General features: G+C 31.0%; 23 protein-coding genes. 10 read left to right on the forward strand and 13 right to left on the reverse strand.

The window, feature by feature from the left end; all coding sequences use genetic code 11:
- The first annotated feature begins 133 nt into the window (after nt 1-133).
- The 10 genes from IEW41_RS01830 to ric all read left to right on the forward strand — a co-directional run bounded on the left by IEW41_RS01830 (nt 134) and on the right by ric (nt 9,954).
- Nucleotides 134-2,503 (forward strand): heavy metal translocating P-type ATPase, encoded by a 2,370-nt coding sequence (locus tag IEW41_RS01830; protein ID WP_188604633.1) that lies wholly within the window; start codon nt 134-136, stop codon nt 2,501-2,503.
- Between the two features lie 80 nt (nt 2,504-2,583).
- Nucleotides 2,584-2,766, forward strand: a complete 183-nt coding sequence (ccoS, locus tag IEW41_RS01835; RefSeq protein WP_188604634.1) for a cbb3-type cytochrome oxidase assembly protein CcoS — start codon at nt 2,584-2,586, stop codon at nt 2,764-2,766.
- Between the two features lie 11 nt (nt 2,767-2,777).
- Nucleotides 2,778-4,967, forward strand: a complete 2,190-nt coding sequence (gene ccoN, locus IEW41_RS01840; protein WP_188604635.1) for a cytochrome-c oxidase, cbb3-type subunit I — start codon at nt 2,778-2,780, stop codon at nt 4,965-4,967.
- 6 nt (nt 4,968-4,973) lie between these two features.
- Nucleotides 4,974-5,162: a CcoQ/FixQ family Cbb3-type cytochrome c oxidase assembly chaperone gene (locus IEW41_RS01845; RefSeq protein WP_188604636.1), complete on the forward strand. Its 189-nt coding sequence runs from the start codon at nt 4,974-4,976 to the stop codon at nt 5,160-5,162.
- On the forward strand, nt 5,159-6,058 hold the full coding sequence (locus tag IEW41_RS01850) for a cbb3-type cytochrome c oxidase N-terminal domain-containing protein (protein WP_188604637.1): 900 nt from the start codon (nt 5,159-5,161) through the stop codon (nt 6,056-6,058). Before IEW41_RS01845 ends, IEW41_RS01850 begins: the two co-directional genes overlap by 4 nt.
- Before the next feature lie 41 nt (nt 6,059-6,099).
- A complete protein-coding gene (ccoG, locus tag IEW41_RS01855; RefSeq protein WP_188604638.1) occupies nt 6,100-7,524 on the forward strand; it encodes a cytochrome c oxidase accessory protein CcoG in 1,425 nt (474 codons plus the stop codon).
- Nucleotides 7,525-7,536: 12 nt separating this feature from the next.
- A complete protein-coding gene (locus tag IEW41_RS01860; protein ID WP_188604639.1) occupies nt 7,537-7,983 on the forward strand; it encodes a FixH family protein in 447 nt (148 codons plus the stop codon).
- Nucleotides 7,984-8,685: a sulfite exporter TauE/SafE family protein gene (locus tag IEW41_RS01865; protein ID WP_188604640.1), complete on the forward strand. Its 702-nt coding sequence runs from the start codon at nt 7,984-7,986 to the stop codon at nt 8,683-8,685.
- 55 nt (nt 8,686-8,740) lie between these two features.
- Nucleotides 8,741-9,175 carry an RrF2 family transcriptional regulator gene (locus tag IEW41_RS01870; RefSeq protein ID WP_188604641.1) on the forward strand — a complete coding sequence of 145 codons (435 nt, stop codon included), beginning with the start codon at nt 8,741-8,743 and terminating at the stop codon, nt 9,173-9,175.
- A 47-nt stretch (nt 9,176-9,222) separates the two neighbouring features.
- Nucleotides 9,223-9,954, forward strand: a complete 732-nt coding sequence (ric, locus tag IEW41_RS01875) for an iron-sulfur cluster repair di-iron protein (RefSeq protein ID WP_188604642.1) — start codon at nt 9,223-9,225, stop codon at nt 9,952-9,954.
- 91 nt (nt 9,955-10,045) lie between these two features.
- On the opposite strand, the gene IEW41_RS14520 is transcribed toward ric, so the two are convergent.
- From IEW41_RS14520 to IEW41_RS01935, 13 genes are all read right to left on the reverse strand, one after another.
- Complete coding sequence (locus IEW41_RS14520) at nt 10,046-10,696, reverse strand: TonB-dependent receptor (protein ID WP_229660140.1); 651 nt, start codon at nt 10,694-10,696, stop codon at nt 10,046-10,048.
- 36 nt (nt 10,697-10,732) lie between these two features.
- A complete protein-coding gene (locus IEW41_RS01880) occupies nt 10,733-12,046 on the reverse strand; it encodes a TonB-dependent receptor plug domain-containing protein (protein ID WP_229660141.1) in 1,314 nt (437 codons plus the stop codon).
- 68 nt (nt 12,047-12,114) lie between these two features.
- Nucleotides 12,115-12,960, reverse strand: a complete 846-nt coding sequence (locus tag IEW41_RS01885; RefSeq protein ID WP_188604643.1) for a hypothetical protein — start codon at nt 12,958-12,960, stop codon at nt 12,115-12,117.
- A 99-nt stretch (nt 12,961-13,059) separates the two neighbouring features.
- Complete coding sequence (locus IEW41_RS01890) at nt 13,060-13,455, reverse strand: hypothetical protein (protein ID WP_188604644.1); 396 nt, start codon at nt 13,453-13,455, stop codon at nt 13,060-13,062.
- A 60-nt stretch (nt 13,456-13,515) separates the two neighbouring features.
- The gene (locus tag IEW41_RS01895) at nt 13,516-14,298 is read right to left on the reverse strand and encodes an ABC transporter permease (protein ID WP_188604645.1); all 783 of its coding nucleotides are present in this window, start codon (nt 14,296-14,298) and stop codon (nt 13,516-13,518) included.
- A complete protein-coding gene (locus tag IEW41_RS01900; protein WP_188604646.1) occupies nt 14,291-14,998 on the reverse strand; it encodes an ABC transporter ATP-binding protein in 708 nt (235 codons plus the stop codon). Before IEW41_RS01900 ends, IEW41_RS01895 begins: the two co-directional genes overlap by 8 nt.
- The gene (locus IEW41_RS01905; protein ID WP_188604647.1) at nt 14,992-16,227 is read right to left on the reverse strand and encodes a nitrous oxide reductase family maturation protein NosD; all 1,236 of its coding nucleotides are present in this window, start codon (nt 16,225-16,227) and stop codon (nt 14,992-14,994) included. The genes IEW41_RS01900 and IEW41_RS01905 overlap by 7 nt, the downstream gene beginning before the upstream one ends.
- A gap of 4 nt (nt 16,228-16,231) precedes the next feature.
- On the reverse strand, nt 16,232-16,669 hold the full coding sequence (locus IEW41_RS01910) for a nitrous oxide reductase accessory protein NosL (RefSeq protein WP_188604648.1): 438 nt from the start codon (nt 16,667-16,669) through the stop codon (nt 16,232-16,234).
- 31 nt (nt 16,670-16,700) lie between these two features.
- Entirely contained in the window at nt 16,701-17,300 is a 600-nt protein-coding gene (locus tag IEW41_RS01915) for a hypothetical protein (protein ID WP_188604649.1), read from the reverse strand.
- Between the two features lie 131 nt (nt 17,301-17,431).
- A complete protein-coding gene (gene nosZ / locus IEW41_RS01920; protein ID WP_188604650.1) occupies nt 17,432-19,399 on the reverse strand; it encodes a Sec-dependent nitrous-oxide reductase in 1,968 nt (655 codons plus the stop codon).
- A 26-nt stretch (nt 19,400-19,425) separates the two neighbouring features.
- Complete coding sequence (locus IEW41_RS01925; RefSeq protein ID WP_188604651.1) at nt 19,426-19,995, reverse strand: fasciclin domain-containing protein; 570 nt, start codon at nt 19,993-19,995, stop codon at nt 19,426-19,428.
- Between the two features lie 31 nt (nt 19,996-20,026).
- On the reverse strand, nt 20,027-20,530 hold the full coding sequence (locus IEW41_RS01930; protein WP_188604652.1) for a c-type cytochrome: 504 nt from the start codon (nt 20,528-20,530) through the stop codon (nt 20,027-20,029).
- Nucleotides 20,531-20,731: 201 nt separating this feature from the next.
- Nucleotides 20,732-21,571 carry a universal stress protein gene (locus IEW41_RS01935; RefSeq protein ID WP_188604653.1) on the reverse strand — a complete coding sequence of 280 codons (840 nt, stop codon included), beginning with the start codon at nt 21,569-21,571 and terminating at the stop codon, nt 20,732-20,734.
- Nucleotides 21,572-21,594 lie beyond the last annotated feature (23 nt).

Genomic DNA, 21,594 nt, shown 5'->3' on the forward strand with positions numbered 1-21,594 from the left:
AAAAACTAAAAAGCCCTAGAATTCTAGGGCTTTTATCTTACTCATCATGTTTTTATTTTAAGTATGATATAAATCATATTTTAAGCTCATTTCATTTTTAACCTTTGCATTAGGTATAAATGAGCAAATAATTATGGAGCAACTCTCTTGTTTCCATTGTGGTGATAACTGCGATAAAAATGTAATTAATTTTCAAGAAAAAACATTCTGCTGTAATGGCTGTAAAACTGTTTATGAAATTTTCTCTGAAAATGATTTAACATGCTATTACGACTTACAATCATCACCTGGAGCAATTCCAAAAGACATTGAAGGAAAATACGACTTCCTAACTCAACAAAACATAATAGATAAGCTTGTAGAGTTTGATGATGGTAATATGCAAATTATCAATCTTTTTATTCCTCATATTCATTGTAGTTCATGTATATGGATACTTGAAAATTTAAATAAACTCAATAAAAACATTTCTTTATCACAAGTTGATTTTGGTAAAAAATCGGTTCGTATTCATTACAACTCTAAAGCCTATTCACTAAAAGAGGCTGTAGTATTATTAAGCTCAATTGGTTATGAGCCATATATAAGTCTTGATGATTTTTCAGCTGGAAAAAAGCAGGTTAGTAGAACTTTAATTTATAAACTAGGAATAGCTGGATTTGCTTTCGGAAATGTGATGTTTTTATCATTTCCAGAGTATTTTGAGGTTGGTGAATTTTGGTTAGAACAATACAAACCGCTCTTTAGATGGTTAATGTTTGCATTTTCATTACCTGTAGTATTTTATGCATCTCAAGATTATTTTATTTCAGCATACAAAGGGCTACGTGCTAGAATATTAAATATTGATGTACCTATTGCCTTAGGAATAGTTGTTTTATTCATAAGAAGTACCATAGACATTGCATTCGATTTGGGCTCTGGTTTTTTTGATAGTTTAACAGGATTAGTTTTCTTTTTGCTACTAGGAAAGTTTTTTCAGCAAAAAACCTATTCTTTTTTATCTTTTGAACGCGACTATAAGTCCTATTTCCCAATTGCTGTAACCAAAATAACGTCAGAGGGCGAAGTACCCATTCAAGTATATGAAATTGTAAAAGGTGACCGAATTCTTATCAGAAATGAAGAATTGATTCCTGTTGATGGAATACTAATTAGTGGCAATGCAAAAATTGATTACAGTTTTGTAACAGGTGAGTCTAAAACTATTTCAAAAAAATCTGGAGACAAGTTATTTTCTGGTGGAAAGCAGACTTCTGGAGTTATTGAAATGGAAGCCATAAAAACCGTTGAGCAAAGCTATCTTACACAATTATGGAGCAATGATGTCTTTACAAAAGCAAAAGAAGATGGCTTTACAACGCTCACCAACACCATTAGTAAGCGTTTTACAATAGCTGTATTAAGCATTGCTTTTATTTCTACTACTTATTGGTTATTTACAGATGCATCTGTTGCAATGAATGTATTCACTTCGGTGTTAATTATTGCTTGTCCTTGCGCTATAGCTTTAGCAGCTCCTTTTACATTAGGAAATTTACTACGCATTTTTGGGAAACAAAAATTCTACCTCAAAAATGCCATTGTAATAGAACAATTAGCAGCTATCAATACTATTATTTTTGATAAAACAGGTACTATAACATCTAACAAAAAAAGCACTGCAACTTATGATGGTATAACACTTTCAAAAGATGAAGAGTTACTGTTAAAAAATACATTACGTGGCTCAAATCATCCATTAAGTAGAACACTTTATGAGCTTTTAAAAGAGCATGATATAATTACACTAGATCAGTTTGAAGAACATCTAGGCAAAGGGATTGAAGCTACTCATAAAGAAAATAAGATTAAAATTGGTTCAGCTGGTTTTGTAGGTTCATCAGACACTTCTGTTTTAAATACTACTGTTCATATTAGCTCTAATAATACTTACAAGGGAAAATTTACATTTTATAATAGCTATCGTAAAGGTTTATCAAAATTATTTAATAAGCTAAAAAGGCAATTCGACTTGGTTATTCTTTCAGGAGATAATGAAGGTGAATTAGAAAATTTGAAAAAAATGCTGCCTTCAAAAACAAAAATGTTATTCAACCAAAAGCCTGAAGACAAGCTAGAATATATTAAATACCACCAAAGTGAAGGTGCTAAAGTTTTAATGATAGGTGACGGATTGAATGATGCTGGAGCATTAGCACAAAGCAATGTTGGTATAGCCATATCAGAAAATGTTAATGTATTCTCTCCTGCTTGTGACGCTATTTTAGACGCAAGTCAATTCAACAAACTTAGCAGTTTTATAAATGCTTCTAAATCAGCTATAAATATTGTTAAATGGAGTTTTGCTTTGTCATTTATATATAATGTTATTGGGCTTTATTTTGCTGTAACTGGACAATTAGCACCTGTAATTGCAGCTATTTTAATGCCTTTGAGTTCTATTAGCGTGGTTGTATTTACCACATTCGCAACAAATTTTATAGGCAGAAGATTAAAATGAATAAAAATAACCAAACATGATAAATGTCATGTTTTAACAAAGTGTTCAAATGTAATTTTGAGCCATAACTTCAATAAGGTATGAGTGTTATATATATTTTATTAACAATCAGTATTATAGTAGCCATCGTGTTCTTTGTAGCATTCATTTTTGCTGTAAAGAATGGTCAATATGATGACAGCTATACACCTTCGGTTAGAATGCTTTTTGAAGATGAACTCGTAAAAGAGAAAACAAAAAAACCAATACAATCTAAAGACTAATCAGAATCATTATGGAAGTACAACAGTTTTATTACGATAATAAAATCGTTAAAAATTTTATTTATGCCACTATCTTTTGGGGAATTATAGGCATGACTGTAGGCTTAATGCTAGCTTTTCTTTTTATTTTTCCAAACTACATGGAAGGCATTTCATGGCTTAGTTTTGGTCGTTTAAGACCATTACATACCAATGCTGTAATTTTCGCCTTTGTTGGAAATGCCATTTTTGCAGGTGTTTATTATTCTACACAGCGTTTGCTAAAAGCCAGAATGTTTAGCGATTTATTAAGTAAAATTAACTTTTGGGGATGGCAACTTATTATTGTTGGAGCTGCCATAACATTACCATTAGGTTATACAACATCTAAAGAGTATGCAGAATTAGAATGGCCTTTTGATATTGCTATTGCATTAATTTGGGTTGTTTTTGGTTGGAATCTTATAGGTACTATCTTAAAACGACGTCAACGTCACTTGTATGTAGCTATATGGTTTTATATCGCAACGTTTGTAACTGTTGCTGTACTTCATATTTTTAATAGTTTAGAGCTACCTGTAAGTGGTTTAAAAAGCTATTCTGTTTATGCTGGTGTACAAGATGCTTTGGTACAATGGTGGTATGGCCATAATGCTGTTGCATTTTTCTTAACTACACCATTTTTGGGTCTTATGTATTATTTTGTTCCTAAAGCTGCAAACAGACCTGTTTATTCATACAGGCTTTCTATAGTTCACTTTTGGTCTTTAATATTTATTTACATCTGGGCAGGACCACATCACTTGTTGTATACTGCTTTACCAGAATGGGCTCAAAATTTAGGAGTTGCCTTTTCTGTTATGTTATTAATGCCTTCTTGGGGAGGAATGATTAACGGACTCTTAACTCTACGTGGAGCTTGGGATAAAGTACGTGTTGATCCTGTTCTCAAATTCATGGTAGTGGCAATTACTGGTTATGGTATGGCAACTTTTGAAGGTCCAATGCTATCACTTAAAAACGTAAACGCTATTGCACACTTTACCGATTGGATTATTGCTCACGTTCATGTTGGAGCATTAGCTTGGAACGGGTTTTTAACTTTTGGTATGATTTACTGGTTAGTGCCTAGATTGTTCAAAACTAAATTACACTCTGTAAAACTTGCCAACTTACATTTCTGGATAGGCACTTTAGGTATCATATTATATGCATTACCAATGTATGTTGCTGGATTTACACAAGCAAGTATGTGGAAACAATTTAGACCTGACGGCAATTTGGTTTATGGTAACTTTTTAGAAACTGTAACTGAAATTATGCCAATGTACTGGATGCGTGCCATTGGAGGAACACTATTTATTATTGGTATGCTAATTTTAGTTTATAACATATTTGTAACTGTAAAAAATGCAAGTAAAGTTGAAGATGAACTAGCAGAAGCTCCTGCATTAGAACGTGTTTCTAAAAAACGTGTTGCTGGTGAAGGGTGGCACACTTGGCTAGAGCGTAAACCAATCCAGCTTACAATTTTAGCTACTATAGCAATATTAATTGGTGGTATAATACAAATTGTACCAACTATAATGGTAAAATCTAATATACCAACAATTAGTAGTGTACAACCATATACTCCACTTGAGTTAGAAGGTAGAGATATTTATATTCGTGAAGGTTGCGTTGGATGTCATTCACAAATGATAAGACCATTTCGTAGTGAAGTAGCTCGATATGGAGAATATTCAAAAGCTGGTGAATATGTTTATGACCATCCTTTTTTATGGGGAAGTAAACGTACAGGACCAGACTTACATAGAATTGGTGGTAAATATTCAGATAACTGGCACTTTAATCATATGTACGACCCACAAAGTACATCTTCAGGCTCTATAATGCCATCATATCAATGGTTAATTAGAAGCGAGTTAGACAAATCACAAACTGAATCTAAAATGAAAGTAATGGTAAAATTAGGTGTACCATATACAGATGAAGATATTGCAAATGCTCAAAAGCAAATGCTAGAACAAGGTACCAAAATAGAACAAAACCTTTATAGTGATCCAGATTTTGTTACTGCTTATGAAAACGATAAGAAGAACTCAGGTGAAGATTTTGTAGAAATGAAAAACAGAGAAATTGTAGCACTTATTGCTTATTTACAACGTCTAGGAACAGATATAAAAGTTAAAGATTTAGAAGATCAAACAACTCAAAATTAAACCATTATGTTAAAATTCGTAAAAAACCATATGGAGAGTATTACTGGAATTGAAATATATCCAATAATCTCCCTACTCATATTCTTTACTTTTTTTGTAGTACTATTTTGGTGGGTTTTCACAGCCAAAAAAGAGTATATCAATAAAGTAAGTAACATCCCTTTAGATAACCAACAAAACGACACTATATTATGAGACAATTATTTCCATCATACGTAAGAGTTCCGTTAGTATTTTTTACAATTTTCGGAATTATAGAGTTTTTTATTGACTCAGGTAATGAACCTGCGTTTTTAAAATATCCAATAATTATGTTGTTTTTAGCATTAGTGTTTTTAATCATTATTGCTATTGAAGCAATTGTTAGTGCATTAGAAAATGTTATGTATCAAAGCCTTGATGAAGCTGCAAAAGAACGCTATATCGCTGCAAAAAACAGACCTTTAAAATTCACTTGGTTAAATAATGCCTATAAAAAATTAGTAGGTACAAAACCAATGGAAAAAGAACAAGAATTGATATTAGATCATAATTATGATGGTATCAAGGAATTAGATAACGATCTTCCGCCTTGGTGGTTATATGGTTTTTATGCATCAATTATTTTTGGAGCTATCTATTTAGTTAAGTATCATGTTTTTGATGGTGATACTCAATACGATGAATTAGAAAGCGAATATGCACAAGCAAAAATTGAACTTGAAGAGTACAAAAAAACTGCTAAAGATTTAGTCGATTTTAACACCGTTACTTTTTTATCTGATGCAGCAGATTTAGCCAAAGGAAAAACTATATATGAAGAAAACTGTGTTGCATGCCACAAATCTGATGGTGGTGGAGGAATTGGACCCAACCTTACTGACAACCATTGGATTCTTGGTGGAGGCATAAAAAATGTATTTAAAACTATTAACGATGGAGGCCGAGATGGAAAAGGAATGGTAGCTTGGTCTAAAAACGGATTAAAACCTTCAGAAATAGCTCAAGTGGCAAGTTATGTACTAACCTTACAAGATATAACACCAGCAGAACCAAAAGAAGCCGAAGGAGACGTTTGGGTTGACGAAAACGTTACATCTGATAATAATTAGATAAAACTAAAAAATTGATTTTTTAGTTTCAATATAATAAAATGGAAACACCAGAAAACGAAACATTCAGAGATTCTATTGGTACCGTAACCAAAGAAGGAAATCGTGCCTGGGTATTTCCAAAAAAACCTAGTGGTAAACTATATGAGTATCGTAAAGTAGTAAGCTATTTTCTATTAGTTTTTTTTATTGCTTCACCCTTTATAAAAATTAATGGCAATCAGTTTCTAATGTTTAATATATTAGAAAGACGTTTTAACATTTTCGGTTTTCCATTCTGGCCACAAGATTTTCATTTGTTTGTTATATCAATGATTATTGGTGTTATAGCTATTACCTTATTTACAGTAGCTTTTGGACGTATTTTTTGCGGATGGATTTGTCCTCAAACCATTTTTATGGAAATGGTTTTTAGACGTATAGAGTACTGGATTGATGGTGACAGAGGTGCACAAATGCGATTAGATAAACAAGCATGGAATAGTGAAAAGATAAGAAAGCGTAGTCTAAAATGGTTCATTTTTCTGATAATTTCATTCGTGATAGCAAATGTTTTTTTAGCTTATTTAATAGGTAGTGATAAGGTAATTCAATATATAACCGATGGCCCTTTTCAGCATATAAATACACTAATTTCATTATTAATATTTACTGCTGTTTTCTATTTCGTTTTTGCTTGGTTTAGAGAACAAGTTTGCATTATTGCTTGTCCATACGGAAGGTTACAAGGTGTGTTATTAGACACCAAATCGATTGTGGTTGCTTACGACCACAAACGAGGTGAAGCAGAAAATGGGCGAAAAAAATTTAGAAAAAATGAAGATAGAGAAAGCCTTGGCCATGGCGATTGTATAGATTGTTTTCAATGTGTAAATGTTTGTCCAACAGGCATAGACATTAGAAACGGAACACAACTAGAATGTGTTAACTGTACAGCTTGTATTGATGAATGTGACCATATTATGGAAAGCATCAACTTGCCAAAAGGGCTCATTCGATATGCAAGTGAAGATGAAATAGCAAAAAAAGAAAAGTTCAAACTCACAGCCAGAATGAAAGGATATATTGCTGTTCTTTTCATCCTAATTGGCATTTTAACTGGTATGCTCTTTTTAAGAAATGATGTAGAAGCTCGAGTTTTAAGACTTCCTGGGCAATTATACGAACACAAACAAGGTGATATTATCAGTAATGTTTTTACTTATAAATTAATTAATAAAACATCTAATAATATTGAGCACATCAACTTTAAGCTTCGCAAGTATAAAGGAGAAATTAAACTTGTATCGAGCAAAGAAAATATTATAGTACCTCAACAAGGTATGGCTGAAGGCACTCTATTTATAGAAATTGATAAAAAAGACTTAAAAGGCGATAAAAACAAACTAATGATCGAGGTTTATAGTAACGACAAATTAATTGAAACGACAACAGTTAATTTTTTAGGCCCTAGAAGTTTTAACTAATAAAATAAGATTATGAAAATAAATTGGGGAACAGGCATCGTATTAGCATTTATAGGCTTTATAAGCTTTATAATGTATTTTGTTATAAACATGAATGTAAATAAAAAATATGATCATGATTTAGTAGCTGAAGATTATTATAAACTAGAGTTAGAATTTCAAAACGATATTGACAAACAAAATAATGCCAAAACATTAGAACAAAACCTTAGTTGGACAAAAACTGATGAAGGCATATTAATAGCATTTCCTGAAAAACTTGAAATAAATAGTATTACAGGAAAAGTGTTCCTATATAGACCATCTAATAAACAATTAGACTTTGAAACACCTATTTCATTGTCTGAACACACTTTGCTCATACCTGACAAACGTTTGTTAGATGGTCGTTGGAACATAAAAGTTGACTGGCAATATAAAGGAAATAAATATCTATATAAAAAAGAAATTAGTTACTAAATGTTATGGTCGGCATTCATATTGGGCTTATTAGGTAGTTTTCACTGTGTTGGTATGTGTGGGCCTATTGCTTTTATGTTGCCAGTTGATAGAACAAATTCCTTTAGAAAAATCACACAAATTTTTACGTATCATTTTGGTCGTTTATTAGCATATAGTATTATTGGTTTATTTTTTGGATTGGTTGGCAAAAGCTTATATGTATTTGGTTTTCAACAACAATTATCTATTGCTATTGGTGTTTTGATGATTATAGTGGTTTTAATTCCTGTGCAAACATTTAACAAATACAATTTTTCAAAACCAGTCTACAACATCATTTCAAAAGTAAAGTCATCACTAGGTAAAGCTTTAAAGAAAAAAACTGCCGACACTTTTTTAACTATTGGTTTTTTAAATGGTTTTTTACCTTGCGGATTGGTATATATGGCAGTTTTTGCATCATTAGCAATGCAAAGTACTACTCAAGGTAGTTTGTATATGGTACTATTTGGCTTAGGTACTATTCCGTTAATGACAACTGCAATATATATTGGTAAATTTCTAAATATAAAAGCAAATCAACGCATACAAAAAGCAATTCCTGTATTTGTAATTATTATTGGGTTATTATTTATAATTCGTGGATTAGGTTTAGATATTCCTTACCTCTCACCTGCTCCAATTACCGAAATTGCTACAGGACAAATTGAATGTCATTAATTAAGATATATTTGTCCTAATTAAAAATTTATTCTATCTTTGTATAAAATAAATTATGTTTTCTAAAGCCTGTGAATATGGAATTAAAGCTTCAATCTTCATTGCGATAAATTCGCGTGATGGGAGACGCGTGAGTCCTAAAGAGATAGCTAAAGAAATAGATTCTCCACAAGCTTTTACAGCAAAAATATTACAAGATTTAGTGAGAGCTAACATTATTAACTCTGTTAAAGGTGCTTATGGTGGCTTTGAGATTGACAAAAAAGATATCTCTAACATTAAGCTATCTCAAATAGTAAACGCTATAGATGGTGATAAAATTTATAATGGTTGTGGTTTAGGTTTGCATACATGTGATGAAGAACATCCATGTCCTGTACATGATAAATTTAAAATTGTAAGATCAGAACTTAAAAATATGCTTGAAAATACTAATTTAGAACAGCTTGCTTTAGATATACAATCTGGTGCTTCATTTTTAAAAATGTAAAAAAATTTGATTATAAATAGGATAATTTTATCCGAAATAAATAAAACATGGAAGCATTACATAAAGACTCAAAAAAACAAATAGGGCAATTTGTTGCAGACGATTTTAGAACTGCAGCAATATTCTCTAAATATGGTATCGATTTTTGCTGTAAAGGCGATAGAACAATTGAAGAGGTTTGCAAAAAAAATGACATAGAAACAGACGAATTATTAGGAAAACTATATGAAGTGTTAATGATTTCAACTAATCAATCTATTGATTATAAATCTTGGCCATTAGATTTATTGATAGATTATATAGAAAAAAAACATCATAGATATGTTGAAGAAAAAATTCCTGTGATCTTGCAATTTCTAAATAAGCTATGTAAAGTTCACGGTGAACGCCATCCAGAATTGCATAAAATAAACGAACTATTTACGGCTTCTGCTGGAGAATTATCTGCGCACATGAAAAAAGAAGAACTTATCCTCTTCCCTTTTATTAAAAAAATGACAACTGCCAAATTGCAAAATAGTGCTATACAATCTCCTCAATTTGGAACTGTAGAAAACCCTATAGCTATGATGAAACACGAACACGATAATGAAGGTGAGCGTTTTAGACACATAGCAAAACTAACAGATAATTATACTCCACCTTCAGATGCATGCAATACTTATAAAGTTACTTATGCTATGCTTGATGAGTTTGAAAAAGATTTACACTTACACATACATTTAGAAAACAATATTTTATTCCCTGAAGCCATAAAACTAGAGCTACAATTTGATTAATAGCAAATCTTAAACATAACTTTGGTTGAATAGAAAATCCTGACTTGCTTAAAAACATATCAGGATTTTTTTATTTGATTAGCTTATACTATCACATCAAAATAAAAGACAAATTCATATAAAAATTACGTCCTCTTCTTGGTATATTATTCCAATCGGCATAAGTAGAGTAATTAGAGTCTAATATATTTTCAATACCATATTTTAGAATAAATTTATCTTCTTTAACATAAAATACATTACCAAAGTTTAGATTTAAAATAGCATATGAAGCGGTCTCATCCTCACCATAGAAACTACTATACCTACTTTGATTTCCGTTTCCTTCTAATTGCATAGCAACGTTAAATTTATTAGTACTATAATTTAACTCTGCCATATATGAAAATGGTTTAATTAAAGGCAAGTTTTCATCATTACTACCTTTTCCATAATTATATCCAACAGTTCCATTTATAGCTATTGTATTAGAAAATTTATAAGATGAATTAATATACACATCAAAAATGGTAGCATGAGATAGTGCGTTATAAACACGAACACCATTGGCACCAATAGTCATAGCACTCAAGTTTGAATCAAGCTCTCCAATAATATAATCCATAATATAAAAATATGACGATTCAATTCCTAAGTGAAACTTATTATTGTGGTAGTTAGCTTTTGCATTAATTTCAACAGCTTTTTCGTTTTTAAGCGTAGGGTTTCCAATATAGTCATAGTTATCAAAACTATTAAACAAGAAAAAACCATAACCTTCACTTACTGATGGCGCTCTTTATCCATAACCCAAACCAAAAGCATAATCATAATGCTGCTTTTTAAAATTATAGTCTGCCGAAAAACTACTTAAAATTCTTCCTTTAGAATCGTCCATGTTAGGATAAAATATCTGAAGACTTTCTAAACCTACATCGTTAGCTATTTTATTATTATGATGCCCAATTCTTATTGATCCTGATAGTATTTCATTTTTGTTTAACGTAAAATTGTCTTTAGCATATAAACCAGTATATAAGGTTCGCACATCTGGCCAAGTATACATAAACATTGCTGGTTGATTAGGATCGTTAGGATACATTGTCATTTCTGCTAATGAACGATTATAAAACCCATTGAGATTTAATAAGAAGTTATGTTTATTTTTAACAATTGTTGCTTTATTATAAAAACCATAAGTATCACTCCAACCAGGCATATCCATACGTATTGGCACATCTGGACGTTTAGAGTCGTCCATAATATGGGTAATTGTATTAAAATACAGTTTAGTTTCTAAAGACTTAATAAAAGTTGAATCATTTGTGTAATTATACGTTACTGACGTAATTAATGCTTCAGCTAGAGACACATCCATTGGCAAAGCAGGGTAACCAACATCTGTAGCTTTATCATAGATAATATTTGCATCTAATGATTCATTTTCAGATAATTTATAGCCAGATTGCAATGAAATATTAAATTTTTCGAATTGAGAATATAGCACCTCCTTGTTTTTTCCAGCATAATAATTATCAGATTTACGATAAATACCATCTGCATTCAAGTAGAATTTATTCCCAGAATATTCCATTTCTAAACCACCTGTTTTATAGTTTCCGTTAGTTTCATAACCCAAATCGAAACTTGTTTTTAATCCTGATTCATAAAATTTAGAATTAGGTAATTGCAAATCAATTCCACCACCTAAGCAATGTCCGTTTTCTGTGCCTTCTTGTCCAGAACCTACACTAACTTTTTCTAAATTAGACACATCAACATACGATGTTATTGGATCCATTTTATCTGTACAAGCTCCAAATATTTGCATACCATCAATAGTGACATTCAAACGTTCACTATTCATGTTATTAACTGAGGGCTCCCAAGCATAATTGCCTCGTTTTATCATTGTTACCTTATTCGCTTTCTCTAAATAATCGTCAATACTCGATAAGGTTTTCTCTTGACGATAATTACTTAATTTACGTCTGCCAACTAATATAATTTCATCTAATTTGGTGGTATCTTTTTTGGTTGTGTTTTCTTCTTCTTGTGCAAAAATAAATCCGCTACAAAGCATACTTAAAACACATATAATGATATTTTTCATTGTCGTTTAGTGTTTAGTTAAGCAGACACAACGTATTATTTTTGTGTCTGCTTTATTTACAAAATCATCTAAAACTCTAGTTCTAGATATAATGAGCTTTGCGCATTTTCTGTTGTAACATCTTCGCCTTTTAAAACCTCATCCATTGCATTTAGCAGCTTTAAATTTAATACCCAATAACCTGTCATTGTTAATGATAAATTACCATGATACATTTTATCTGCTATATTATAGCTCAAGTCTGTATTGTTAGGCGAACTGTGGTTGCCCATTCCTGGCATACGAGGATCTAATGTAATAGTGTAATCAGCAACCTCTGGAAAAGACATCATTGACTGCATTTTGTATAATCCTACTTTTAAATTATTTATTGCAATTTTAGGCGTTTTTGGTTCTATCATAGCTATAACATAACGTGATCCATCGCTAGCCATAAAACTTGTAACATTTTGGTTTTCATTTTGCATTACAGTAATTGTATCTGTAACAGTGTAATCGACACCATTTATATTATAATTTACAGTTAATGACCATCCTGAACCATCTAAATTTGTCATTTGATAAACTATGTAACCTTCATAAACAGTATCTTTTCCTAAAGCTTTAGACACTGAAGAATAAGGGCAAGAATGCTGCATTGTAGGCATCTGCATTATAGGCATCCAAGTTATTGAAGCATTTTCAATATAAGTGTTTGTAGCAATGTCTTTAACTCTTATACTAACTGCATTATAGCCTGTTTTAAAAGCTCCTGTTGAACTAAATAATTCAATAGTATGATTTGAGTTTGTCAAGTCTTTTATTTTTAAAAGCCCTTCAATTTCATTTACTTCTGGTGTATCATTATCATCATTTGAACAAGATGAAAGTGCAAAAACAAGAAATAGAACTGGTAATATATATTTAAGTTTCATGTGTATAATTTTAATTGAAAATAAGATTGATAATATCCTGCTCACTTAAATTAATTAAGCAAGAAAATGTAAAATCATAAAGATTTTAAATCTAAAAAATCAACTAAAATTTGGTGGAGGTGTATCGATTTCTAAATAGGTTTCGATAGTATTTTGTAAATAAAAATTAGGTGTGTTTTTATGTTCAGATAATGAAAACCCTTGTGTTTCGGTTATTCTAATTTGAAACCAGCAGAAGACATCTAAAGACAATCGTCTAGTTTCTTGAGCTGGTAAATCGGAATTAGATTCTGGTGTACTTTGTTTGAGTTCTTTTGTTAATTGACACTTACCATTACAACCTTGCTGGTTATCTTTCTGTACACATAAGTTTTTTGCTATTATTGCTTGATTAACCATAAAATCACCAATAATAACCAGTGTATTTATATTATGCGCAAATAATATAAATACAAGTAAAAATGCTGTTATCTTATTAGTGATGGCTGAAATCATATTGCAAATATAAGTTTGAAAACTTGTTTTTTATATGACAATTGTCAGAATATAATTACTTTAAAAATCTTTTTTCTTTGATTTGAATACAATTCTTAAAATTGGCAATACAACCCATAAAACAAGTGTTGCAAACGAAACTACAAGTCCAAAGTTAGTACCAAAAAACTGCTTAAAAACAGCTCCTGTATAACCTAATAATGCAGAAATATCTAATTTTAATAATATAAGTGTTCTTGATAAATCAATTGGGTTTAACATTGTCCCAAAAAGAGATAATTTGTCTAAAGGATAATCTTCAAACATAATTAAGGTCATTAAAAATATACCATCATAAATAATGGCTAGGAATAACCAAAGTAAAATAGCATACCCAAAACCTTTAATTTTATTTTCATTAGATAAAGCAATATTAAAGGCTAAAGCAGTAAATATTAAGGTTAGAAAAACACCTGTAATTAATAGTAATGAAAAGTCCCAAATAGCACTACTTTTAAACAACCCATAAAACACAAATGGGATACCTAATCCTAATATTAAACTCATTGAGAGTGATAATGCCACACCTAGATATTGTCCTAAAAATATTGAAGAACGCTTTAAAGGTTGTGCTAATAAAAGTTCGGTAAATTCTTTTGAGTTATAGTAATACATTACACCAAAAATGGTTCCTATTAAAGGTACGAGAACTATTATTACATTCATTAAAGTGATAACAGCTTTTGATAAATCATTATTTAAAAACAATAATACAATACCAAGTAATAAATAGAATGCAAAGTACACGTAACTCCATCGACTACGCATAAGATCGTAAAAACTATATTTTAATATTTTAAGCATGATTATTAGTTAATATAGACGCTATTGCATGCTCAAAATCTGGCTGCTTGGTCTTGGTTTTTAATTCTGAAATAGAGCCTTTAAAGTATATTTTACCTTCTAACAAGAACACAATCTCATCAGATACTTCTTCAACAAAACTCATAATATGTGATGTTATTAAAATGGTTTTTCCTTTGGCTTTTTCAGCTTGAATTAAATCTTTTAATCTGATTAATGAAATTGGATCTAAACCAGAAGTTGGCTCATCTAAAATAACTAAAGGACTATCAAACATAAAAGTTAAAACTATATTCACTTTTTGCTTTGTTCCTCCTGATAGATTACCTAGTTTCTTATCTAAAAAAGGTGTTAACTTAAACAAGTCTATTAACTGTTCATCAATTGTTGTATTACCTCTTAAATCTTTAATCATCTTAATTAACTCCTTAACTCTTAAATTACTTGGAAAGTTTGCAATCTGAGGTAAGTAGTCTATTTTATGTCTGTAATTAGATCCTTTTTTAATATTTTCTCCAAGTACGTCTATATTACCTTTATCTGGAATAACCATTCCTAAAACACACTTAATTAATGTTGTTTTACCAGAGCCATTTGGCCCAAGAACAGCAAAAATTCCGCCTTTATTGATATTTAAATCAACACCACTTAAAACCTCATTTTTGCCAAATTTTTTATGTAAATTTTGAATACTTACCATGTTATTTTTTTAATTAGAGGGTTATTATCCAGCAAATTATCTGGCGTAAAAACAGGAGAAACCTTTTCAGAGAAATCTATTATATCAATAAACAAACTGCGAAGTAGAATTATAGTTTCTGGAGTTCGGTTTACTATATATGAAAACAGTTTAACTGGTCTGTAAGGCACATCACCAACACCATCTTTATCGAGATCATAACCAGTATAATTGCTCCAATAGTTTCTATCGAAAATATTATCATTTACATTACTATTATATGAAATATCAAAGGAGTTATACAAAAAATTATTTTCTATGAAACTGTTAGTATAACAAGCTCCACGGACTTTAATAGCCCAGCCGTTATTAATGAAATTGTTATTTTTATATGTAATACGGTTAGAGCCTTCAATATTTATCCCAATAGTATTTTCTTCAAAAGTATTTCCAATAATTTCGGCATCATTAATCTCTTTTAAAAGCATTCCGTAAGATGCAGTTCCCCAATTTTCTTTAAAAGTGTTATTAGTCATTTTTATTTTCTTTGAAAACATCACAGCCACTCCTGCTCCATTATTTTCAAAGGTATTGTCGCAATACTCATCATTATTAGAAAACATAAAGTGCAAACCATAGCGAAGGTTTAATGCGCTAACATTGTTTTTTATTAGGCAATCATCAGAGAATTCTAAATAAATTCCGTCGCGAACATGCTCAACGTAATTATGTTCAATTTCTATATGGTTACTGTACCAAAGCTGGATACCATTTCCTGAATTATACTCTTCAACAGCATCACCAATTATTTTGTTATGATATACTTTTCCGTAGCTAGATTTTTCAAGATAAATTCCAAAAAATAGTTTTTCTAATACCAAATTCTGAATTACAAAATGTTTGCTTCTTCTAACTCGAATAGCAGCATAATCTTCAGTATAACTTGTGCCTACATTTATGATAAATAACCCATCAACAGTAACATTATCTGAAACAATTGTTATTATTTCTCCTTTTAACTCGCCATCAATTACAGGGTAATTTTTTCCTATAATAGTTAAAGGCTTATCGATAATAATATTATGCTCTTTATAAGTTCCTTTTTTAACAATGATAGTATCAAAGTCTTTAGCTATGGTAATTGCTTTTTTTAAAGTTGAAATTTCACAAGTATTACAAACTTCAATATTTTGTGCATAGCTAGAAAATGCCATTAAAATGACCACTAAAAAAACAAGTTGCTTTTTCATGATGCTAGTCATTAAAATGAACTAATAACTCTTCCCAAGAATACAAATCGCCTCCTTTTTCAGATTGCATTTTTTCGGCATCAGCTTTATTTTTAAATGCTGAAAGATATGCTCCCATTGGGCTCGGAATATTTTTACTAATTAAAAAAGTAGCTCTCTTGGCATCAATAAGCTGCTCTGGTTCTGTGTAGTTATTAGATAAATAAAGTTCAATTTCTGATGCATCAAAATCATTCATAAAATTGATCATACATTCTGTAGCATCAAATTTATAAACTTTACCTTTTTTGGTTACAATTTCTGCAGCATGTACTTTATCTACAATGGTCATTTTACAAAAATGACAGCCATCACTTCCGTAATCAATAGCTTGTGGTGATACATTACAGCTGACTAGCATCAACAATAATGCAATAATTAAATAGTGTTTTAGTGTTTGCATGATTTTAGTGTTTTAGTGTTTTTTATCCTCTCTACATAGTCAATTTTTTATTATGCTTTTTCTTCCCAACTAAATAGGCAATAAAAGATGTTGCTATACCTAGAGCTAAAAACAAAGTGCCTAGTCTAGGATATGAATGTGCTTTAAAATTTAATATATCCTTACTACCAAATAATGGTGGTTGAAAACCCATTTGTGTTCCGTCAGGGTTAGTAAACTTCATAATAGCTTTAGGGTCTAAATTATGACCATAATCATGTTCCCATAAATAAAAGTCGTATAAACCTGCACTGCTTAATAATATCATTAGTATAAACCAATACAAGAACCATTTATAGTTACCGAAAAAGGCAATTATTACTCCAATTATAGTTGTTATAATAATTCCTGCTGGGAATATTTTAAATTCTGGAATTGCATCAGGAATATACTTCATTCCAACATAGTGATTCATAAGATTGATGTTTTTGATGTCATGCGGATTGGCATCAGAAAAATCATTAATGTGAATATACATTCCTAATGGAGTTGGATATTGAGGTGCTTCCAATGTAATTTTCCAAAGTGGAAATAAGAATAGTCCCAAAGGTAAAATCGCTGCAAGGAGCATAATGATATTTGACTTTTTCATCCTTCTGTTTTGTTAGTAATTTAAATTCAATTTTTGGGTGCAGTGTTTTTAAAAGAAAGGCGAGAGCGAAAAAAACTACTCTCGCCTTTGATAGGAAAATAAACACTAAAACAAAATTCTCCTAACTTGTTTTATTCTATATCTTCTCCTAATGACCATTTTAATGGTGTATTTGCATTAGCTGCAGATACACGAACATAACCTTGCATTTCTTGGTGTAAAGCAGAACAGAAATCTGTACAATAGAAAGGCCATACACCTACTTGTTTAGGTTCCCATAAGAAGGTTTCTGTTTGACCAGGCATTATAAGTAGCTCTGATGTGTTTGCTCCAATCATACTTATACCATGAGGTACATCGTAATCTTGTTCTAAATTCGTGACATGGAAATACACTTTATCTCCTACTCTTATACCTTCAATATTATCAGGCGAAAAGTGGCTTCTAATTGTTGTCATATAAACGTGTACTATGTTTCCACTTCTAACAACTTTTGTATCAGCCTCACTTTTAGCTGCATAAGGATGCTTGTTGTCTTCTAAATTGAATATTTTTTTAGAACGAGGTTTAATCAAATCTGCAGGACAACCAGCGGCATAGTGTGGCTCTCCAATTGTTGGAAAATCGAGTAACAGTTCCATTTTATCTCCAGAAATATCATAGAGTTGAGCAGATTGTGTGACTTCAGGCCCAGTTGGTAAATATCTATCTTTAGTAATTTTATTCATTGCAACTACATATTTTCCGAAAGGTTTTTGTGAATTTCCTCCAGGAATCATTAAGTGTCCAACAGAATAATAACAAGGTTGTCTATCTACCACTTCCCAAGTACCAAGCTTCCATTTTACAACTTCAGATGAAATAAAGAAAGTAGTATATGCATTACCTTTTCCATCAAACTCTGTATGTAAAGGACCTAATCCTGGTTGCTCTACTGAACCTGCTAAAACATCTTCAAAGTTTAAGATTGGAATTCCGTAAGCTTCACCAGCAAATTTTTTGTTTTCAATTGCACTTAACATTTTAGTAAATGAGTGTACAGTTAAGTTTGCTGAAAGTTTACCATTACCTACAATATACTCACCAGTTGGATCGACATCGCAACCATGTGGAGATTTTGGAGTTGGTAAGAAATAAACTGCTCCAGGAACATCTAAAGGATTAACAACTCTAACTTCTTTTTTCATTGTAGATGTAGCTGTATGAGTCTCTTCATCATAAACGTTATGAGCATAGTTTGCAGGCATCATTTCTCCTCCTCCATTATTTACATACTCTTCAATTTTTTTCCAGTTTACTGCAGCAATAAAATCTTTATCGTTTTGAGATGAGTTGACTTCCATTAATGTGCTAGCTTCTTCTGTATTATAAGTTGTAAAGAAGAACCATCCGTGAGATTTTCCACGTCCTGGGTGAGATAAATCGTAATCGAATCCTGGCATTATTAATTGAAATTTAATATCCATTCGGCCATCATCTGGATCTACAGAAATAAAAGATAAAGACCCTTTAAAGTTTCCTTTATAATCTTTTATAGGCATATCTCTTTGCGGAATTGGCACAGAAAAACGAGTTCCAGCAACTACATACTCAGTATTTTCAGTTACGAAAGATGAACTATGGTTACCAGCACTATTAGGTATTTCAATAATCTCGGTAGTTTCAAAAGTTGATAAATCAATTTTTGCTATACGAGGTGTATTATTACCGTTTATAAATACCCAACGACCATCAATTTCACCATTAGTTTGAGAAATATCTGGATGGTGAGCGTCATCCCATGGCACAAATCCATGAGACGTGTTTAACATTGGTTTTGTTTCTTCGTTATATCCATAAGCTTTTTCTGCATCTTGTGAAAACACAGGAATTACTTTAAATAAACGTCCAGATGGTAATCCGTAAACAGATAATTGCCCACTGAAACCTCCAGAAATGAAAGCATAAAATTCGTCATGCTCACCTGGAGCAACATACACCTTTTCGGCTGCATTAGAGCTCAATGCTCCATTAGACTTTGATGATTTTCCATCATTACAACTTGTAAAGGCTATAGCAATGACTAAAAATCCGATAGAAATTTTAAAAAGATTTTTCATTATATATATGTTTAAGTGTTTAAAAATTAATTTTCTGGTAATATGACTTTATCTACTACATGAACAATACCATTACCAGCAGATATACTAGCAACAATTCTTGCTCCACCAACATAAACATCGTCACCTTTAACCTCAACTTTTACATTTTGGTTACTTGCCTGACCTAGTTGTTTAAATTTCTTTAAAAAGTCTTTTGAATAATTCCCAGGTGTAACATGATGCTTTAAAATAAGTGCTAATTGATCTTTGTTTTCTGGTTTTAAGAGGTTATCGACTGTACCTTCTGGCAAAGCAGCAAAAGCTTCGTTAGTAGGAGCAAAAACCATTAAAGGCCCAGCATTTACTAATGCATTTTCTAATTGTGCTGCTTGTACTGCAGCTACTAAAGTGGAATGGTCTTTAGACCCAATTGCTATTTGTAACACATTAGGAGTAGACTCATCATCTGTTATAAAAGCTTGTCCTTGTTTATTATCAGTTTGTGTTTCAACTGTTGGGCTCGTTGTATCTTCTTGTCCTTCAGAATTGTTTTTACAGTTTAAAAACAGTGCTAAAGTTGAAGCAATTAATAAAAATTTGTGATTAGTTTTCATTGGTTTTATAGTTTTAGTTATTAATCAGAAATTATAACGATCTGAAGTATTCTAAAACAGCTCTAGCTTCCTCTTCTGTAAGATTTTGGTTAGCCATTGGCGAGCCATTAAATTCAATAAGTAATTCTTTAGCCAAAGGGTCTTTTTCAACCATTTCATTTGGGTTTAAAATCATATTCATAACCCATTCTGGAGTTCTACGCTCTAAAATTCCTTTTGGTGATGGACCAATAAATTTTTTGTCTGCCTTGTGACAAGCTGTACACATTTTTTTAAATACTTCTGCTCCATGAGCTACCATTGTTTGGTCTAATTCTGGAGACAGAGCAAGCGACTTAATTGGACCTACACCTTTATTGGTTAAGTCTACTTTTTGCGAAGCAGGTGTATTAGATACTGCTTTTGTTTCAACTTTTTGTTCAGTTGAAGTGTTATTCTCGTAAGTGAAACCTTCACTCTTTTTTTCTTCTTTACCACCACAACTCATAAGTAGTGCAAGAATAAATACAGCTAAAATTTTTAGTGCTTTTTTCATAATTTAAATTGATTTAATAACACAAAATTAAACCCTATGCTCATGAAAAAACATGATAAATATCATATTTAGGATATTTTTGTCCTAATTAAAAACAGCACATATAAAACAGAAAAAGCTGGACTTTGTCCAGCTTTTATACACTTTATAAAATACTAACTAATACATTTTAATAAAAAGTGCTGTTCTGTAAATAAATTTTTACTTCATTATTTTAAATGTCATTACTGGTAAGTTAGCATGGTTTGCTAAATCTTCAGAAATACTTCCTTCAAAAAAATGTGCTAATCCTGTTCTACCATGTGTTGGTATTGCAACTAAATCTGCATTTACTTTTTTAGCAAAGCTTAAAATTCCTTTTTCAACAGTAACATCAGCTACATAATTTACATCTTTTAATTTTTCGTAATTGCCATCTGCTCTAAAAAGAAAATCCTTAACTGTAGATTCCATTTCAGTTGAACTTTTAAAACTCTCACCTGGTAAGTTTACATATAACAATAACAAATTAGTAGTGTTAGAGTTAAACATCTTTGAAGCATTAATATATGCTGTAACTGCTTCGCTAGAAAAATCACAAGCAAATACTACAGTATTAAAGTCCATTTTTGTTGGTTTGTTTTTAACTACTAAGACTGGTATACTAGAATGTCTTACTACTCTTTCAGTATTAGAGCCAACAAAAATCTCAGTTAATCCACTTGCTCCATGAGAGCCCATAACTATTAAATCTACACTATGCTCTTTTGCTACTTCATTAACCTCACTAAATACTTTGAAATGTTTTACAATTGGAATAACATCTACTCCTTTTAGGTAATCTTTATCCAAAAAGTCTTCAAATTTTTGCTCAGCCAGCTTTAAAAAAAAGATAGCTTTAGCATTTTGTTCGTTATCTGCTTTAGTTAAAAGCGCATCAGACATTTCTAACATATGCAAAGCCAAAATTTCTGCACCATGTTTTTTTGCTAAAATGGAAGCTGCCTCCATTGCATATTCTGAATGTTTTGAAAAATCTACAGGTACAATTATTTTTTTCATTTTTTTAAAATTTTAGTGTTTGA

The sequence above is a fragment of the Aquaticitalea lipolytica genome, from assembly GCF_014641635.1.
GTDB lineage: Bacteria > Bacteroidota > Bacteroidia > Flavobacteriales > Flavobacteriaceae > Aquaticitalea > Aquaticitalea lipolytica.

What these genes read in the sequence shown, in the direction of transcription:
- IEW41_RS01830 (WP_188604633.1), top strand. Translation starts at nt 134, where the DNA reads ATGGAGCAACTCTCTTGTTTCCATTGTGGTGATAACTGCGATAAAAAT.
- ccoS (WP_188604634.1), top strand. Translation starts at nt 2,584, where the DNA reads ATGAGTGTTATATATATTTTATTAACAATCAGTATTATAGTAGCCATC.
- ccoN (WP_188604635.1), top strand. Translation starts at nt 2,778, where the DNA reads ATGGAAGTACAACAGTTTTATTACGATAATAAAATCGTTAAAAATTTT.
- IEW41_RS01845 (WP_188604636.1), top strand. Translation starts at nt 4,974, where the DNA reads ATGTTAAAATTCGTAAAAAACCATATGGAGAGTATTACTGGAATTGAA.
- IEW41_RS01850 (WP_188604637.1), top strand. Translation starts at nt 5,159, where the DNA reads ATGAGACAATTATTTCCATCATACGTAAGAGTTCCGTTAGTATTTTTT.
- ccoG (WP_188604638.1), top strand. Translation starts at nt 6,100, where the DNA reads ATGGAAACACCAGAAAACGAAACATTCAGAGATTCTATTGGTACCGTA.
- IEW41_RS01860 (WP_188604639.1), top strand. Translation starts at nt 7,537, where the DNA reads ATGAAAATAAATTGGGGAACAGGCATCGTATTAGCATTTATAGGCTTT.
- IEW41_RS01865 (WP_188604640.1), top strand. Translation starts at nt 7,984, where the DNA reads ATGTTATGGTCGGCATTCATATTGGGCTTATTAGGTAGTTTTCACTGT.
- IEW41_RS01870 (WP_188604641.1), top strand. Translation starts at nt 8,741, where the DNA reads ATGTTTTCTAAAGCCTGTGAATATGGAATTAAAGCTTCAATCTTCATT.
- ric (WP_188604642.1), top strand. Translation starts at nt 9,223, where the DNA reads ATGGAAGCATTACATAAAGACTCAAAAAAACAAATAGGGCAATTTGTT.
- IEW41_RS01880 (WP_229660141.1), bottom strand. Translation starts at nt 12,046, where the DNA reads ATGAAAAATATCATTATATGTGTTTTAAGTATGCTTTGTAGCGGATTT.
- IEW41_RS01885 (WP_188604643.1), bottom strand. Translation starts at nt 12,960, where the DNA reads ATGAAACTTAAATATATATTACCAGTTCTATTTCTTGTTTTTGCACTT.
- IEW41_RS01890 (WP_188604644.1), bottom strand. Translation starts at nt 13,455, where the DNA reads ATGATTTCAGCCATCACTAATAAGATAACAGCATTTTTACTTGTATTT.
- IEW41_RS01895 (WP_188604645.1), bottom strand. Translation starts at nt 14,298, where the DNA reads ATGCTTAAAATATTAAAATATAGTTTTTACGATCTTATGCGTAGTCGA.
- IEW41_RS01900 (WP_188604646.1), bottom strand. Translation starts at nt 14,998, where the DNA reads ATGGTAAGTATTCAAAATTTACATAAAAAATTTGGCAAAAATGAGGTT.
- IEW41_RS01905 (WP_188604647.1), bottom strand. Translation starts at nt 16,227, where the DNA reads ATGAAAAAGCAACTTGTTTTTTTAGTGGTCATTTTAATGGCATTTTCT.
- IEW41_RS01910 (WP_188604648.1), bottom strand. Translation starts at nt 16,669, where the DNA reads ATGCAAACACTAAAACACTATTTAATTATTGCATTATTGTTGATGCTA.
- IEW41_RS01915 (WP_188604649.1), bottom strand. Translation starts at nt 17,300, where the DNA reads ATGAAAAAGTCAAATATCATTATGCTCCTTGCAGCGATTTTACCTTTG.
- nosZ (WP_188604650.1), bottom strand. Translation starts at nt 19,399, where the DNA reads ATGAAAAATCTTTTTAAAATTTCTATCGGATTTTTAGTCATTGCTATA.
- IEW41_RS01925 (WP_188604651.1), bottom strand. Translation starts at nt 19,995, where the DNA reads ATGAAAACTAATCACAAATTTTTATTAATTGCTTCAACTTTAGCACTG.
- IEW41_RS01930 (WP_188604652.1), bottom strand. Translation starts at nt 20,530, where the DNA reads ATGAAAAAAGCACTAAAAATTTTAGCTGTATTTATTCTTGCACTACTT.
- IEW41_RS01935 (WP_188604653.1), bottom strand. Translation starts at nt 21,571, where the DNA reads ATGAAAAAAATAATTGTACCTGTAGATTTTTCAAAACATTCAGAATAT.